A 14,329-nucleotide genomic window follows, 5' to 3' on the forward strand; every position below is an offset into this window, starting at 1 on the left:
GACCCACAGCTGCGAGGGGCGTGAGCGGGGTGGGAACCGGACGGCCGCCGGGTACGTCGGATATGCCATGCACGCAACGACTGCCGACAGGTTTCCTACCGACCGCTTCGGACTCATCCACCGCACTGCTGTGATCGCCGCCGGATACACCGACAACGACCTGCGCACCTCGCTACGCCGGCGCGAGATCGAGCGGGTCCACCGGGGTGTGTTCGTCGTGCGTATCGACAGGAGCCGGCTCGAACAACACCGACTGATCGCGCTCGCGTCCGTGCTCGCCGCAGCTGGCGGACAGGTGGCAGGAGAGTCGTTCGACGCGGCGGGGACCGGCGAGGGAGCCTCGCCGGTAAGCACGGCATCGGGCGATGGCATCGGGTCAACGGAAGCTGAGAACGCAGGAAAGGCCGAGTGTGCGGGGGAGGTGGAGGAAACGGATTCGCGTGCGCGTGCGGCGCTGAGTCATCAGAGTGCCGCGGCGGTGCACGGACTGGAGATGCTGTCGCCGACGCTGACCCGAGTCCACTCGACGACGGTCGCAGGGACGGGATTTCGGACCGCCACTCACCATCGTCACGTCGCGACGCTGACTGACGACGAACTCGTCACCGTCGACGGCGTGCTGGTGACATCGATCGAGCGAACTGCGGTCGATATCGCCTGTGGCGCAGCATCGTTCGCGCAGGCTCTCGCGGTGGTCGACTCGGCGCTACGCCTCGGTGCGGATCGCGAGGTCATGAAGCGGATGCTCGTGGGCAGGCGTCGGGGCGTCGGGCTTGCGCGTCGCGCGTTGCATCACGCGGATGGCCGGTCGGACAACCCGGGCGAGTCGTGGAGTAGAGCCCAGATGATCGAAGCCGGGTTGCCCACCGCCCGGTTGCAGCACACGTTCCGCGACGACGACGGCGAACACGTCGCACGCACGGATTTCGATTGGGACGGGCGTCTGGTGGGCGAGTTCGACGGCAAGGTGAAGTACGAGAAGCTACGCAAACCCGGCGAGGACGCCACCGCGGTCGTGCTGCGCGAGAAACATCGCGAGGACTGCCTGCGGTCGATGGGTGTCATGGTGATCCGCTGGACCTGGGATGACCTCCGAGGCGGCCGGGTCGTGGCATTGATCCGTCGCTGGCTGGTCCGGTTGGCGCTCATCGTCGAACCTGTGAGCGCGTGAATGTGGTCGACTTCGAGGATGTGGGTGCTGCAGCACCCACATCTGTCGATTCGACACACATTGAGCCGCAGACAACAGCGGCAGGCGAGACCCGCCCCGGCAGGCGTTGCTCGTCAGCGCAGCGACTCGTAAACAGCCTTCTCGAACCGCGTGGACGCTGCGAACGCCGTCGGATCACCGAATGGGAACACCTGCGTCGCCCACACTCCTGCGATGTCGGCGCGACGGTCCGCCCAGAAGTAGATGTTGGCCAGTCCCGCCCAGCCGAAGCTGCCGGCGGACCGTCCGGTCGGCGCATCCTGCTCGTTCGTCATCCCGATCAGTGCCTACCCCTTCGGAATTCCTGGAAAGAACTCCATGCTGTATGTGCGGCGTGGGTCGATGCCCGGCAGCGGGGTGACCGCACCGGGGCGCAACTGGTTGGCTGTTGCCGAGCGGACGGTCTCGGGATGCAGGACCTGCTCACCGTCGTCGGAGCGGCCGTCGGCGAGCCACATCCGCAGGAACGCGAGCAGGTCGTCGACGGTGGAGTACAGACCCTGGCCACCGAGGTCGACGGCCGGCGTGTCGGGGACTGTCGGTCGTCGTAACGGCTTGAGTGATCCGTCGGGCACACGCGCATGAATCGTCGCAGCTCGATTGAGCATTGCCTCGTCGCGGACGAAAGTGCTGTCGCGCATGCCCAGTGGGTCGAGGAGTCGTTCGCGCATCGCAGCGCCCACACGCTTGCCGGTGATGCTCTCGATCACCAGGCCGACCCAATCGAGGCCGATGCCGTAGAGCCACCTGCTGCCAGGATCGAACGCCAGTGGCGTCCGGAGCGATTCGAGACTCCCGGTGGCGACATCGGGAACCGACAGTGCCTGCGCGGCGCGTGACGTATCCGCGTCGAAGAACGTGTAGCCGAAACCCGATGTGTGCGTGAGTAACTGCCGGGTCGTGATCGGTGTGCGCGGAGCACGGAGACGGGGTGTGCCCGTGGCGTCGAAGCCGTCGAGAACCGCTACGTCACCCAAGCGTGGCTCGTAGTCCGCGGCAGGAGCGTCGAGATCGAGGAGTCCTTGCTCGACGAGTTGGACGGCCACGGTTGCCGTCAACGACTTGGTCACCGAGTACATCGAGCAGATCGCGTCCCGCGCGATCTGCTCGCCCGTGCCGATCGTCACCTCACCCCGCGCTGCGACACACTGTGTTTCGTGGGCAGTGGTGACCCCCGCGATGACCCCGGGCAGGCCGGAGGGGCCGACATCGAGGTGGTCGAGATGATCGTCGATGGCGGCGGCGATCCTGCGCGTGCTGGTGGTCATGCGAGTCCTTCGACGAAATGTGCGAGCCTGTCCAGGCCCTCGGTGAGGTCGGCCGTCGCGGCGGCATAGGAGAGCCGAACGTGATCGTCGGCGGTGGCGATCCCGAAATCCTTACCGGGCGTGAGGGCGACGTGTGCTTCGGCGAGTGCGCGTTCGCAGAACTCCCACGAACCCAGCCCGGTCCCGGAAACGTCGATGTAGACGTAGAACGCCCCATCGGGGATGACCGGCACCCGTAAGCCCATCCCAGCAAGTGAATCGAGCACCAGTTGGCGACGGGCGACGAACTCGCGCCGCCGATCCTCGCAGACCGCAAGGGATTCCGGGGTGAAGCAGTTCAACGCTGCGAGTTGGGCCGGGGTGGGCGGGCACACGTAGAAGTTCTGTGCGAGACGCTCGACGACGTCGACCATGTCCGAGGGCAGGATGCACCATCCCAGACGCCAGCCGGTCATGCCGAAATACTTCGAGAAACTGTTCACCACAACCACATCGGTACCAATGGCGGGATCGGCGAGGACACTCTTCGGGGGTCGTCCGTCGTCACCGGGGTCGGACAGACCGAGATAGATCTCGTCGACGATGCTCCAGCCGCCGCGGGCGGCCACCCGGCGACACAGATCGGTGAGGTCGTCATAGCGAAGCGAGGTGCCCGTGGGATTCGACGGCGACGCGACGATGACGCCGCGGGTGGCGTCGGTCCAAGCGGTCTCGACCGCGTCACCGGTGAGTTGGAAGCGATCGGCGACACCCGTCGGGACCAACTGCACCCGGGCTCCGAATGCCTGCGCGAACTGTCGGTTACACGGATACGACGGATCGCCGATCAGCACGCCGTCGTCCGGATCGATCAGTGCGGCACATGCGAGGAGCAGCGCCGCCGACGCGCCCGAGGTCACCGCCACCTGGTCTGCCGTCACCGAGGGCGCGCGAAAATGGTGCCGGTAGAAGTCGGCGATGGCTTCGCGGAGTTCGGGCAGCCCGACTGCACCCGTGTAGGTCAGGGGACGACCGTCGGCGGCATCGCGTGCCGCCGCGAGGAAGGCGGGCGGAGCGCCGAAATCGGGTTCGCCGATGTTCAGCCTGATCACGCGCTCGCCATGCGCCTCGACGGCAGCCGCTCTACCCGCGAACTCCATCGCGTAGAACGGTGCGACCTGCCGTGCGCGCTGCGACAACCTCATGGGGTCATTCTGCGCGTCGGCCGCCGACGGCTGAACGGGCGGTAGTGGGTGCTCTCACGCGCGAGGTGATCGCTCACACTCGCGCCCGGCTCGATCAGGGGCCGAACCGGGCGCGAAGCACTATGCGTTAGTGCGCGGGATTGTCAGGACACGAGGCCGTCAGGGCACGTAGTTGAACGTGTCCGGATCGGGTCCGCGTCGCTTGTTCTTGTTCAGTCCGTCGATGGCTGCCATGTCGTCGGGGGACAGTTCGAAATCGAAGATGTCGAAGTTCTCCTGGACACGCGAGCGGGTGACCGACTTGGGGAAGATGATGTCGCCACGCTGGATGTGCCACCGAAGAGTGACCTGGGCCGGCGACTTCCCCTTTTCCTCGGCGATCTTCTTCAGTACCGGGTCACCGAGTACGTCGCCCTGAGCGATCGGCGACCACGCCTCGGTGGCAATACCGTGATCGGCGTTGAATGCTCGTAGCTCGTCCTGCGTCAGGTACGGATGCACCTCGATCTGGTTCACGGCTGGCACGATCTCGGTCTCGGCGAAGAGCCGTTCGAGGTGATGCTTCTGGAAATTGGATACGCCGATCGCCCGCGCCTTGCCGTCGGCATAGATCTTCTCCATGGCCTTCCAGGTGTCGACGAAGTCACCGACCTCAGGCAGCGGCCAGTGGATCAGGAACAGATCGACGGCGTCGACGCCGAGGTCGGCGAGCGTCTGATCTGTCGCCTTGATCGCGTCGTCGTAGTCGTGATGATTGTTGTTGAGCTTGCTGGTGATGAACACCTGGTCACGGGGAATGTCGGAGCCGTTGACGCCCTCGCCCACCTGCTTCTCGTTGCCGTACATCTCGGCGGTGTCGATGTGGCGGTAGCCGACGTCGAGCGCGGTGCGCACCGCGTCGACGGTCTTCTCCGGCTCGATCTGAAAGACGCCGAAACCGAGCTGAGGAATCTGAACCCCGTTGTTGAGGGTGATGAATGGCACTGTCATAGAACACCTTTCACTTCGCCGGGAGGTCCGGCATGTCGGTGAGTGGTGCGGACGATCGGTCTGCATCCGCATGGTCGAACATTGGTGCTGGATCTGGGCGGGCCGTGTCGCGCGGCAGGTTCTCGCGCGGGGAGGGGCGAACCGCTGTCGCACGGGGCGTGCCGCACATCAGGGCAACAAGATGAACTTGCCTCGCGGGTGCGAGGTCAACAGATCGGTGAGTGCTTGGCCCGCCTCGTCGAGGGGATAGGTGGCCGCGATATCGGTGATGAGGGCACCCGAGGCCGCGTCGGCGATCAGGCGGTCCACCGCGTTGGCCCGATTCTCCTTGCTCTGCGGCGTGCTGCCGTTGACCAGCACGATGCCGTCGTCACCACGTCCGAACGCGGCGATGCTCACGATGCGGTCATGGTCGGCGACGAGTTCGAGTGAGACGTCGATGGCCTCGTCGGTGCCGACGGTGTCGATCGCCGCGGTGACGCCGCCGGGTGCCGCCTGGCGCACCCGGTCTGCCAGTCCGTCGCCGTAGGCAACCGGTATGGCACCGAGCTCGCGTAGATGCTCGTGATTGGCGGGCGAGGCGGTGGCGATCACTGTTGCCCCGATCGCGCGGGCGAGTTGCACGGCGATCGACCCGACGGCGCCCGCGCCGCCGTGGATCAGCACGGTGTCGTCGGCGGTGACCTTCGCCGTGGCCACCGTGTCGGCTGCTGTGACACCGACCAGGAGGAGCCCGGCGCCGTGCTCGGCGTCGAGGCCGGCGGGGCGTGCATGCACAGAAGACAGGTCGACGACGACGTGGTCGGCGAAAGCGCCGGGTGTCGGATACACGATGACCTCATCCCCGGGCGTGAAAGCGGTCGGGGGAGTGTCGCCGGTCGAGCTGCCGACGGCTCGGACAACGCCCGCCAGTTCGTGTCCGATCGCCAGCGGCAACTTCGACGTGTCGCCGCCCATCGCACCGCTGACCGTCTTCGCGTCGATGGGGTTCACCCCGATTGCGGTGACGTCGATGACGGCCTGGCCGGTGTCGGGGAGGGGAAGTTCCGCCTTCACGATCTCCACCACGGAGGCTGGATCGCCGTACTCGGTCGCGATGGCCTGCCGTGCGGTGACGGCAGCCGATTCGATGTCGAGTGTGTTCTCGTTGGTCGGTGTGGTCGCCGAACCAGCAGTCGGGGAGCCGGTGTTCGTCGAGCCAGTGTTCGTCGAGCCGGTGTTCGTCGAGCCAGTGTTCGTCGAGCCGGGGGTCGAGGGGTCTGCGTTCGTTGAATCGGCCATAGCTGGTTCAAGGCGTGGGCGCCACGGAGCTATTCCATTCCGAAGGTCACTGTCCGGTGTCGATCTGAGTGAACCCGGACAAAGCGGATACCGATCTCCGGCCGGCGCTCGCCAGCACATGAGCGTCTGGGCAGTTGAAGCCCCAAGGTCATCGCACGCGCGAAGCACCGCTACTCATCGGTTCTCAGCGCCGAAACCAGGCCTCGGCGGTGTCGGCGAGTGCCTTCTCGATCCGTAGCCTCGATGTCTCGGCGAGGCCGACGGGCAGATCGCTCGGCGGAAACCATCCCACGTCGGTGTTCTCGTCGTCGGCGGCGCCGGGGGTCCCGGCGACGTAGCGGACCAGAAAGCACACGTCGAGGTAGCGGGTCTGATCCCCGTTCGGGTAGGTGATCATCGGAGTGACGTCGACGCTGGTCAGGCGCACGACCTCGGCCTCGACTCCGGTCTCCTCGGCAATTTCGCGGACAATGGCGCGTGCAGGTTCTTCGCCCGGTTCCAGCACGCCGGATACGACGGCCCATTCGCCGGTATCGGCACGACGGGTGAGCAGGATGTGTCCGCGGCTGTCGCGGACCACCCCGCTCACTCCGGAGAGCCACAGCGGCGCATGCCCGACGTGGGAGCGCAGGTCGGTGATGAATTCGGGAATGGGCATGGCGACCATCTTGCCGTGGCGCAGACGCTGCGAGCACGTCGAAGGTTGTGCGCAGATGACCGTCGCAACGCTGGCGGTGTGCGGGAACGACCACCCGCGCGCGGGCGCATGGCAGGATCGGTTCTGGGTAGAACGCGCAGGCGAAAGGTGGAATCGATGCGTGGTAAGGGAGTCTTCGCCGGCGTGATCGCCATCGGAGTGATCGGCATCGTCTGGGCGGTTGTCGACGTCATCGATCGTGGTTGGGCGAGTGTTCCCGGGAGCACGTGGGTGTGCGCCGCCCTCGGTCTCGTACTCGTCGTTTTCGCCGTGTACCGCGAATTCGGCGGACAGCCGCTGGTCACCGTCACCGACGAGAACATCGCAGAAGAGTACGAGGCACAGAAACGCGCGGACGGGTTACCGGCCAACTGGGTGGTCAAACCCGGCTACTCGGACGCGGAGACTGACGCTGCACTCGGCCGCGACGACACACCGCCGAGGTAGGGCCGAGAGCCCGTCGACGACGGCCGTGTGCAGCGACACACGGTGTGGCGACGCCCGTGTGCGGCGAATCTGTCGGTGGGCGGTGCTTCACTGTCATGTGCGCCGCATTGAGCCACTGAACATGCGCGCGGCGCCGTGTGTTGCGGATGAACGGCACACAGCGCATCCGATCGCCGAGACGAGGCCTGGCCGCATGAACGATCCCACCCCGCACGACGTGTCCCGCCGCCCTTCTGCCGAGTCGGCCTGGACGGCCGCCCGAGAGTGGCTGGTCACCGAGCTACGCGTCATGCCATCGGCGGCCGTACTCGACCTCGGACCCGCAGGGCACGACGCCGCCGCGGACATCGATGCCGACGTGGAGTGTGCGCAGATACATGTCCTGCAGGGCAAGGTGTACCTGGTGCGACTCTCGACAGGGCTGATGGAGCGCCCGCGGTTGGCCGGTTACTCGGTACCGCGGTCGGCCCGACACCGCTGGCACCTCGACGACCGGTTCCCCGATTGCACTCACGGCTACCTCACCAGCGATTCCGCCGAGCTCATCGCGGACGTGTGCATCGGCTGGTTCCGAGATAGGTGCGCCTGGCCCTCTCCCGACACGATGGGATGGAGCTACACCGCGCCGCAGCCGGCTCGGGGATGCCCCTGATCTTTCCCCCAACTGACCGCCGAACTGGTGCTTTCCGTACCGCACACGCGCAAGGTGGAGTCATGACCACTTCATACAACAGCACCGGCACATCATCGAACAACAACGGCAACGGCTCGGGGATGAGCTTCTGGAAGGTCCTCGGCATCGTCGTCATAGCGCTGATCGCACTCGCGCTTCTCGGCCCGATCCTCAAGGGACTCTTCTGGATCGGACTCGTCGTCCTCGCGATCTACGGCGGTTACATGCTCTTTCGGTCCTCACGGTCCTCGAAGTCGGACCAGGGCTCCACGGGTTTCTGACTTCCATCAATCGCTCGCCCGTGAATCCGCCAGCGAGACAGAAGAATTCACTTCATTGAATTCGACGCGGGGCTGGTGGGCATTCAGTGAGTGAGATGGTCACCGGGATTGTGACGTGCGTACCATTGTCCGGTGTCCGTTGACAGCGATGCCGTACCGGTGACCCGGCTGCTCGTGCAGACCGGTCCGGATGCCCCGAAGCCGGATGCCCCGAACCGACCTCGTAGGAGCGGGGATGCCCCGAGCCCGGATGCGCCGCATCTGCGCGGCACCGGTGCGGTCGAGTCGACCGAGTCGGTCACTCCGGTGGGCGACTCGGGACCGGCCGATATCAGGACTTCCGATATCAGGACTCCCGATATCAGGGCTGTGGTCGACGCCGGCGCTTGCACGGGCGAGATCGACACGCGTACGGGTGAGTTCTTCACCCGGATGAACAGTCGCGCCCGCCCGTCCGCCACGACGGCAGGGGCAGCGCGCCTCGCCGACGAGGTCGGTCACCGGACCCGCGATACGCGCGCGGCGCATCGTCGACGATCGACCGAGTCGGTCGTCTGCGACCCGGGAACGACCATCCCGATTCTCGAGCGGCTCACCCGGATGGCGGTTTCCGCGCACCGGGTCACCGATCCGATGTCGGTACCCGGCGAGATCGTCATCGACCTCGCCGATTCCTGGCAGACGGCTCAGTCTCCGGGTTGTCTGCGGCTTTTCGTCGCTGGGCATGGCAGTGAAGGCACGATCGCCATCGTGCTCACCCGGTTCGTCGTCGACCATCACACCGATCTGACCGCGCTCCTCGACCACGCGCCCGTCGAGGCACGGGGTCTGCCGGATTGGGTCGAAGACGACGTCGTCACCAGTCCCCGCGGGTTCCGCACCGAGGGAGCGTCGCTGCAGACCGGAACCTACCTGGACTCCGGCGAGCGCAGGTTCTGTGCGCTGCGGTACGAGGTCTTCGCGCGCGGCAACGTCGCATACCTGGTGCACACGACAGGCCTTGTGCCGTTGCGCGAGGGCAGGGAGTTCTGCAGTGAGGTCGTCACAGCGGTCAGCAGCGTGGGACTCGACGACTGAGGAAGATCGGGCGGCCCGACTGTCGGCCGGTCGAGAGTCGTGCGCGACATGAGGAAGCAACGAGGGGGAGAGTGATGGTGAGCCGGGCTGATCGGGTCGTCGACCTGGAGGCGGTTCTCGCCGCTGAGACCGAGTTCGTCGACGACCCCGCCGACCAGGGCTGGCTGACCGCAACGGCTGCGGGAGAACAGATCTACGTCCGGATGGGCGACTTTCCCGACGAAGACCTCTGGTCGCTCTGGCTCGGCGATGGCCGATGGATGGAGTTCACCGTGCCGCCCGCGCGATGGAACCTGCGGGTTCGCGCCGCACGGTGGTCGGCCGATGCGCGGGAGCGGCTGCCCAAGAACGAGTTCCACGACTGATACACCACCGCCCTGAGTGCCGTCGGTTCGGCGCCCAGGGCGGTGATGTCGGAATCTCTTGTCAGGAACGGCGTGACGAGTCGGGGGTCACCAGCTCGCCTGGCATCTCACTGGCGTCAGCGGCGACGGCGGCCAGCTCTTCGCCGAGCGACTCGGCGGGAGCCCCAGGCGTGCCCGGTTCTCCGTCGACCGACTCGACCTTCATCTTCTTGCTTCCGGTGAACAGCGACGCGATGGCGCCGATCACACAGCAGATCAATGCGAATGTGAACGCCGCGGTGAGACCGTCGGAGAACGGATCGCTGATCAGGTGCGGGAAGAAGTCCAGCCCGGTGAGGTGATCGACACTGGACTGCGGAAGTGACTGCAGCGCCTGGCCGCCGACCTCCTTGATCGGGTTGTACCCGAGGAACGCGGCGAACAGGATGCCGACCGTCGGCAGGTGCGCGATACCGTTCGCAGCCTCCGACGGCATACCGTTCGCGGTGAGTCCGCTGTACATGGCGGTCGGCAGATGCTGGCTGAGGCCGGCGATCATGAGGGAGAAGAACAGACCGATCGACAACACCATCGCTGCGTTCTGGAACGTGGTCATCATGCCGGCACCCGACCCTCGAGAGGTGATGGGCAGGCTGTTCATGACCTCTGCGCGGTTCGGCGAGGCGAACAGGCCCATGCCGACGCCGTTGATCAGCAGGATCAGTGCGAAGACCCAGTAGTCGAAGTCGACAGGGATCGCGATCAGTGCGGCGAAGGTGCCCGCGGTGATCAGCATGCCGAGCGTGGTGAACCATTTGGTGCCCAGCTTGTCACTCAGTGCGCCGGAGATGGGGGCACTGAGCAGGAAGCCGATGGTCATCGGCACCATGTAGATACCTGCCCACAGGGGGGTACGGCTGTAGTCGTACCCGTGCTGCGGCAGCCAGATGCCCTGCAGCCAGATGATGAGCAGGAACTGCAGACCACCACGACCGATGGAGCCCATCAGGTTGGCCAGGTTGCCGAACGCGAACGACCGGTTGCGGAACAGCGAGAGCTCGAACAGCGGGCTGGCCACCTTGGTCTCGATCAGCACGAAGATCGCCAGGACGATGACGCCGCCGATCAGTCCGGCGAGGACCCACGGGTTGCCCCAGCCCATATTCGCGCCGCCGTAGGGCTGGATGCCGTAGGTGATGGCGACGAGGATCGCGACCAGACCCACCGCGAAGGTGATGTTGCCCCACCAGTCCATCTTGGAGTGCTTGCGGACACCGGTGTCGCGGAGTTTGAGGTAGGCCCAAATGGTGCCGACGACACCGAAGGGCACCGAGACCAGGAAGATGTAGTGCCATTGGATCGGCGCGAGCAGGCCACCGACCAGCAGGCCGAGGAAGGATCCGGCGATTGCGGCGACACCGTTGATGCCCATCGCGAGTCCGCGCTGATTCGGCGGGAACGCATCGGTGAGGATGGCCGACGAATTGGCCATCAGGAACGCACCGCCTATGCCCTGGATGATGCGCCAGAAGATCAGCCAGATCGCGGCCTCACTGCCGTCGAACCAGGTGATGGCCAACAGGATCGACGACACGGTGAAGATCGCGAAGCCCATGTTGTACATCCGGGCGCGCCCGAACATGTCGCCGAGGCGACCGAAGCTCACCACGAGAACGGCGGTGACGACGAGGAATCCCATCATCATCCACAGCAGGTAGCTGGTGTTCTCGGGCAGGAGGGGATTGAGGTTGATGCCCTTGAAGATGTCGGGCAGCGCGATGAGCACGATCGACGAGTTGATCGTTGCGATCAGCATGCCGAGCGTCGTGTTCGAGAGTGCGATCCATTTGTAGTGGGGATCGTGGGTGGGCGCAGGTGTCGGCCGTGCGGAGTCGGCGGACCCGGCGTCGTTAACCGCAGTGGTCATGAAAGTCCTTCTACGAGTTCGGAAGTGAGGAGAGAATGAACGAGGTGGTGATCTGGTCAGGTCGAGATCTCTTCTGCGAGTGCGTCGGCCAGATCCGTGATCGCGGCGTGTACCCGCTGTTGTTGCTGCACGTCGAGACGGTCCATGGCCGCGCGCAGCAGCTGGGCCTTCTTCGAACGCGCGTGGGTGATGACATCGGCGCCCTCGGGTGTCGCCACGAGGAGTCGGGCCCGCCCGTCTTCGGGATCGGGGGTCCTCGTGACATAACCGAGTTGTTCGAGACCGGCCACCAGACGTGAGACGGTTGGCAGTGCGACAGCCTCGCGCTCGGCGAGGGCCGACATCCGCAGCGGTCCGTGGGCGTTGATCGTCCACAGTGCCGACGCGGTTCCCACGCTCAGGTTGTTGCCCGCACCGCTGGTGCGCAGTGCGCGGGTGACCCGCACCAGTTGGTGATGCAGCACCGCCACGTCGCTGGTAGTGCCGACGTGCGCGTCGCCGGTGTCGTCGACGAGCGAAGCGGGGTTGGGCACGGTCATCACCTTCTTCGTCGAGTCGTCTGGTGTCCCTGTCTGGCGTCGGTCCCTGCGATGGCACCGATCTGGGTGGGTGACATGTCTCGTCGTCGAGAACTACTGGTCAACCGACCAGGACGAGTCCAATATAGTTGTTTGATGCTAAGTAATCGAATCGTAAACTCGGCGCATGGATTCGACGACGCGGCACGCTTACCCACGCTGAGAGCCCGCAGACGTTGAAGGCACCGGTGCAACGGTTGGGGCGTGGGTACGTTGGATGGGGCGAGGCATTCGTCGCGGCCGAACCGGTAGCCGACGAAGCCCGACGATCCATTCACCGACGAATCGAGGACTCTCATGACACAGGTGATCATCATCGGCGGACACGGCAAGATCGGTCTGCGGCTGGCCAAGATCTTGAGCACCAGGGGCGACAAGGTCACCGCTGTCATCCGTAAGGAGGCCCAATCCGACGACGTGACCGCGGCGGGCGCCCAACCGCTGGTCGCCGATGTGGAGAAGCTCGACGCCGCTGGGATCGCGTCGGTTCTGGCCGGTCAGGACGTCGTCGTGTGGTCGGCGGGTGCGGGCGGGGGCAGCCCGGAACGGACCTACGCCGTTGATCGTGATGCCGCCATCCGGTCGATGGATGCGGCGAAGTCGGCGGGTGTCGACCGCTACATCATGGTGTCGTACTTCGGTGCCGGTCCCGACCACGGCGTGCCCGAGGACGATCCGTTCTATCCGTACGCCGAATCGAAGGCGGCGGCCGACGAGTATCTGAAGAAGACCGGCCTCGAGTGGACGATTCTCGGGCCGAGTTCGCTTACCGACGACCCGGGGACCGGTCGCATCGACGTCACGCACAAAGGTGATTGGACGAAGGGCAAGACCAGCCGCGACAACGTCGCCGAGGTTGCCGCGGCAGTGATCTCCGAGCCGAAGACGATCGGGACGTTCATCGAGTTCAACGACGGCTCCACCCCGATCGCGGAGGCCATCAAGCCCGCATGATCACATCCCGCACGATCGCCTGATGACTGCCGACATCGGCGGCTCGATCAGCTGCTTCGCCGACATCGTGGGCAGGGCTCACGTGCTCACCGACCCCGACGCCATGGCCGGCTACCTCACGGACTGGACCGGAAGGTGGACCGGTTCGGCCGTCGCGGTCGTGAGACCGCGCACCACGGACGAGGTCGCGGCTGTCGTCCGGATCTGCGCCGACGCAGGCATTGCGATCTGCGCCCAGGGCGGCAACACGGGGCTCGTCGGCGGATCGATCCCGCCCGCCGGAGCGTCGACCCCGGCGATCGTGCTCTCCACTGCGCGCATGACCGACATCGACGTCCTCGACACGGTCGGGCGCTGCGTCGGAGTGCAGGCCGGGGTGACGCTGACGGCGCTCGACGCCGCGACAACGCCTTTCGGGCTTCGGTTCGGCGTCGACCTCGCCTCGCGGGAGTCGGCGACGCTGGGTGGGATGGTGGCTACCAACGCGGGTGGCACCAGGATGATCCGGCACGGCAACACGCGCAGTCAACTCCTGGGGATCGAGGCCGTCCGTGCCGATGGGAGCGTACTGCGTCGCTGGCTGAGTCTTGTGAAAGACAATGTGGGATACGACATCCCGGGGCTCCTGGCGGGGAGCGAAGGAACTCTCGCGGTCATCACGCGGGTGCTCGTCCGAGTGGTTCCGGTCACCGGTGCGACCACCGTGTGTGTCGCGGCGGTCGACGAGGTGTCCGTCGCGGGCCGGTTGATCGATGCGATCTCCGAAGCCGGGCTGACCGTCGAAGCCGCGGAGATCATGAGCCGCGCAGGCATCGAGTTGGTGCACGAGCACGGCGTGCGCCGTCCCGTGTCGAGTGCTGCAGATTTCTATGTCCTCCTGGAGGTCTCGGGCTCTGATGGGGCAGAAGACACTGTGCTGGGGGTGCTCGATGCCGAGCGTGGCGTGCTCGACGCGGTTCTGGAACCCGGACCGGCGCGCGATCTGTGGCGCGTGCGAGAAAGCCACACCGAATCCATCGCACGATCGACGACCACGCCGGTGGTCAAACTCGACGTCTCGGTTCCGCTGCGAGCGTTGCCCGAAGCGTTCGACGAACTCGCTGCGCTTGCCGACGACGGCAGCCCTTGTCGCCCCATTCTTTTCGGACACGTGGGCGACGGAAACATTCACGTGAACCTGCTCGATGTACCAGAGGATTCGGTAGCAGCGTTGAGCGACAAGGTTTTTCGAATCGTATCGGCGTACGGAGGCAGCATCAGCGCCGAACACGGCATCGGCCGCGCGAAGGTCGAATGGACCGGATTGGGACGTTCGTCGGTCGACCTCGACACGATGCGTGCCATCAAGACGGCGCTCGACCCGGCGGGATTGCTCAACCCCGGAGTCCTCTTCGGGTAGCGATCGGCACGACCGAGCA

At 65.7% G+C, this 14,329-nt stretch carries 16 protein-coding genes; 8 read left to right on the plus strand and 8 right to left on the minus strand.

Features of this window, described 5'->3' with window-relative positions; genetic code table 11:
- Positions 1 to 67: 67 nt before the first annotated feature.
- Positions 68 to 1,171, plus strand: coding sequence for a hypothetical protein (locus GOACH_RS23090; protein ID WP_157227477.1), 1,104 nt, complete (start codon positions 68 to 70; stop codon positions 1,169 to 1,171).
- A gap of 113 nt (positions 1,172 to 1,284) precedes the next feature.
- Here GOACH_RS23090 and GOACH_RS24165 read toward each other — a convergent pair whose 3' ends face one another.
- The 6 genes from GOACH_RS24165 to GOACH_RS03575 form a co-directional block, all read right to left on the minus strand.
- Positions 1,285 to 1,485 (minus strand): hypothetical protein, encoded by a 201-nt coding sequence (locus GOACH_RS24165; protein ID WP_005170660.1) that lies wholly within the window; start codon positions 1,483 to 1,485, stop codon positions 1,285 to 1,287.
- A gap of 12 nt (positions 1,486 to 1,497) precedes the next feature.
- Entirely contained in the window at positions 1,498 to 2,478 is a 981-nt protein-coding gene (locus GOACH_RS03555) for a serine hydrolase domain-containing protein (protein WP_005170662.1), read from the minus strand.
- Positions 2,475 to 3,662, minus strand: a complete 1,188-nt coding sequence (locus GOACH_RS03560; RefSeq protein ID WP_005170665.1) for an aminotransferase class I/II-fold pyridoxal phosphate-dependent enzyme — start codon at positions 3,660 to 3,662, stop codon at positions 2,475 to 2,477. The genes GOACH_RS03555 and GOACH_RS03560 overlap by 4 nt, the downstream gene beginning before the upstream one ends.
- 159 nt (positions 3,663 to 3,821) lie before the next feature.
- Complete coding sequence (locus GOACH_RS03565) at positions 3,822 to 4,652, minus strand: aldo/keto reductase (RefSeq protein WP_005170667.1); 831 nt, start codon at positions 4,650 to 4,652, stop codon at positions 3,822 to 3,824.
- A gap of 168 nt (positions 4,653 to 4,820) precedes the next feature.
- Positions 4,821 to 5,933 carry a zinc-binding dehydrogenase gene (locus GOACH_RS03570; protein ID WP_005170670.1) on the minus strand — a complete coding sequence of 371 codons (1,113 nt, stop codon included), beginning with the start codon at positions 5,931 to 5,933 and terminating at the stop codon, positions 4,821 to 4,823.
- A 184-nt stretch (positions 5,934 to 6,117) separates the two neighbouring features.
- The gene (locus GOACH_RS03575; RefSeq protein WP_005170672.1) at positions 6,118 to 6,591 is read right to left on the minus strand and encodes an NUDIX hydrolase; all 474 of its coding nucleotides are present in this window, start codon (positions 6,589 to 6,591) and stop codon (positions 6,118 to 6,120) included.
- Positions 6,592 to 6,747: 156 nt separating this feature from the next.
- Here GOACH_RS03575 and GOACH_RS03580 point away from each other — a divergent pair, with 156 nt between their 5' ends.
- The 5 genes from GOACH_RS03580 (at position 6,748) to GOACH_RS03600 (ending at position 9,473) form a co-directional block, all read left to right on the plus strand.
- Positions 6,748 to 7,077, plus strand: a complete 330-nt coding sequence (locus tag GOACH_RS03580; RefSeq protein ID WP_005170674.1) for a hypothetical protein — start codon at positions 6,748 to 6,750, stop codon at positions 7,075 to 7,077.
- Between the two features lie 193 nt (positions 7,078 to 7,270).
- Positions 7,271 to 7,729, plus strand: a complete 459-nt coding sequence (locus GOACH_RS03585) for a hypothetical protein (RefSeq protein WP_005170677.1) — start codon at positions 7,271 to 7,273, stop codon at positions 7,727 to 7,729.
- Between the two features lie 62 nt (positions 7,730 to 7,791).
- Positions 7,792 to 8,031 carry a hypothetical protein gene (locus tag GOACH_RS03590; protein WP_005170680.1) on the plus strand — a complete coding sequence of 80 codons (240 nt, stop codon included), beginning with the start codon at positions 7,792 to 7,794 and terminating at the stop codon, positions 8,029 to 8,031.
- 132 nt (positions 8,032 to 8,163) lie between these two features.
- Positions 8,164 to 9,108, plus strand: a complete 945-nt coding sequence (locus tag GOACH_RS03595) for an LpqN/LpqT family lipoprotein (RefSeq protein WP_005170682.1) — start codon at positions 8,164 to 8,166, stop codon at positions 9,106 to 9,108.
- Positions 9,109 to 9,182: 74 nt separating this feature from the next.
- Positions 9,183 to 9,473, plus strand: coding sequence for a hypothetical protein (locus tag GOACH_RS03600; RefSeq protein ID WP_005170684.1), 291 nt, complete (start codon positions 9,183 to 9,185; stop codon positions 9,471 to 9,473).
- 61 nt (positions 9,474 to 9,534) lie between these two features.
- On the opposite strand, the gene GOACH_RS03605 is transcribed toward GOACH_RS03600, so the two are convergent.
- Positions 9,535 to 11,379, minus strand: a complete 1,845-nt coding sequence (locus GOACH_RS03605) for an MFS transporter (protein ID WP_005170687.1) — start codon at positions 11,377 to 11,379, stop codon at positions 9,535 to 9,537.
- Positions 11,380 to 11,435: 56 nt separating this feature from the next.
- Positions 11,436 to 11,918 (minus strand): MarR family winged helix-turn-helix transcriptional regulator, encoded by a 483-nt coding sequence (locus GOACH_RS03610; RefSeq protein ID WP_005170691.1) that lies wholly within the window; start codon positions 11,916 to 11,918, stop codon positions 11,436 to 11,438.
- Between the two features lie 336 nt (positions 11,919 to 12,254).
- Between GOACH_RS03610 and GOACH_RS03615 the strand changes: the two genes are divergently transcribed.
- Positions 12,255 to 12,911 (plus strand): SDR family oxidoreductase, encoded by a 657-nt coding sequence (locus GOACH_RS03615; protein ID WP_005170694.1) that lies wholly within the window; start codon positions 12,255 to 12,257, stop codon positions 12,909 to 12,911.
- A 22-nt stretch (positions 12,912 to 12,933) separates the two neighbouring features.
- Positions 12,934 to 14,310 (plus strand): FAD-binding oxidoreductase, encoded by a 1,377-nt coding sequence (locus GOACH_RS03620; RefSeq protein WP_005170697.1) that lies wholly within the window; start codon positions 12,934 to 12,936, stop codon positions 14,308 to 14,310.
- Positions 14,311 to 14,329: the final 19 nt, after the last annotated feature.

The organism is Gordonia aichiensis NBRC 108223, assembly GCF_000332975.1.
Taxonomy (GTDB): domain Bacteria; phylum Actinomycetota; class Actinomycetes; order Mycobacteriales; family Mycobacteriaceae; genus Gordonia; species Gordonia aichiensis.

What these genes read in the sequence shown, in the direction of transcription:
- GOACH_RS23090 (WP_157227477.1), top strand. Translation starts at nt 68, where the DNA reads ATGCACGCAACGACTGCCGACAGGTTTCCTACCGACCGCTTCGGACTC.
- GOACH_RS24165 (WP_005170660.1), bottom strand. Translation starts at nt 1,485, where the DNA reads ATGACGAACGAGCAGGATGCGCCGACCGGACGGTCCGCCGGCAGCTTC.
- GOACH_RS03555 (WP_005170662.1), bottom strand. Translation starts at nt 2,478, where the DNA reads ATGACCACCAGCACGCGCAGGATCGCCGCCGCCATCGACGATCATCTC.
- GOACH_RS03560 (WP_005170665.1), bottom strand. Translation starts at nt 3,662, where the DNA reads ATGAGGTTGTCGCAGCGCGCACGGCAGGTCGCACCGTTCTACGCGATG.
- GOACH_RS03565 (WP_005170667.1), bottom strand. Translation starts at nt 4,652, where the DNA reads ATGACAGTGCCATTCATCACCCTCAACAACGGGGTTCAGATTCCTCAG.
- GOACH_RS03570 (WP_005170670.1), bottom strand. Translation starts at nt 5,933, where the DNA reads ATGGCCGATTCAACGAACGCAGACCCCTCGACCCCCGGCTCGACGAAC.
- GOACH_RS03575 (WP_005170672.1), bottom strand. Translation starts at nt 6,591, where the DNA reads ATGCCCATTCCCGAATTCATCACCGACCTGCGCTCCCACGTCGGGCAT.
- GOACH_RS03580 (WP_005170674.1), top strand. Translation starts at nt 6,748, where the DNA reads ATGCGTGGTAAGGGAGTCTTCGCCGGCGTGATCGCCATCGGAGTGATC.
- GOACH_RS03585 (WP_005170677.1), top strand. Translation starts at nt 7,271, where the DNA reads ATGAACGATCCCACCCCGCACGACGTGTCCCGCCGCCCTTCTGCCGAG.
- GOACH_RS03590 (WP_005170680.1), top strand. Translation starts at nt 7,792, where the DNA reads ATGACCACTTCATACAACAGCACCGGCACATCATCGAACAACAACGGC.
- GOACH_RS03600 (WP_005170684.1), top strand. Translation starts at nt 9,183, where the DNA reads ATGGTGAGCCGGGCTGATCGGGTCGTCGACCTGGAGGCGGTTCTCGCC.
- GOACH_RS03605 (WP_005170687.1), bottom strand. Translation starts at nt 11,379, where the DNA reads ATGACCACTGCGGTTAACGACGCCGGGTCCGCCGACTCCGCACGGCCG.
- GOACH_RS03610 (WP_005170691.1), bottom strand. Translation starts at nt 11,918, where the DNA reads ATGACCGTGCCCAACCCCGCTTCGCTCGTCGACGACACCGGCGACGCG.
- GOACH_RS03615 (WP_005170694.1), top strand. Translation starts at nt 12,255, where the DNA reads ATGACACAGGTGATCATCATCGGCGGACACGGCAAGATCGGTCTGCGG.
- GOACH_RS03620 (WP_005170697.1), top strand. Translation starts at nt 12,934, where the DNA reads ATGACTGCCGACATCGGCGGCTCGATCAGCTGCTTCGCCGACATCGTG.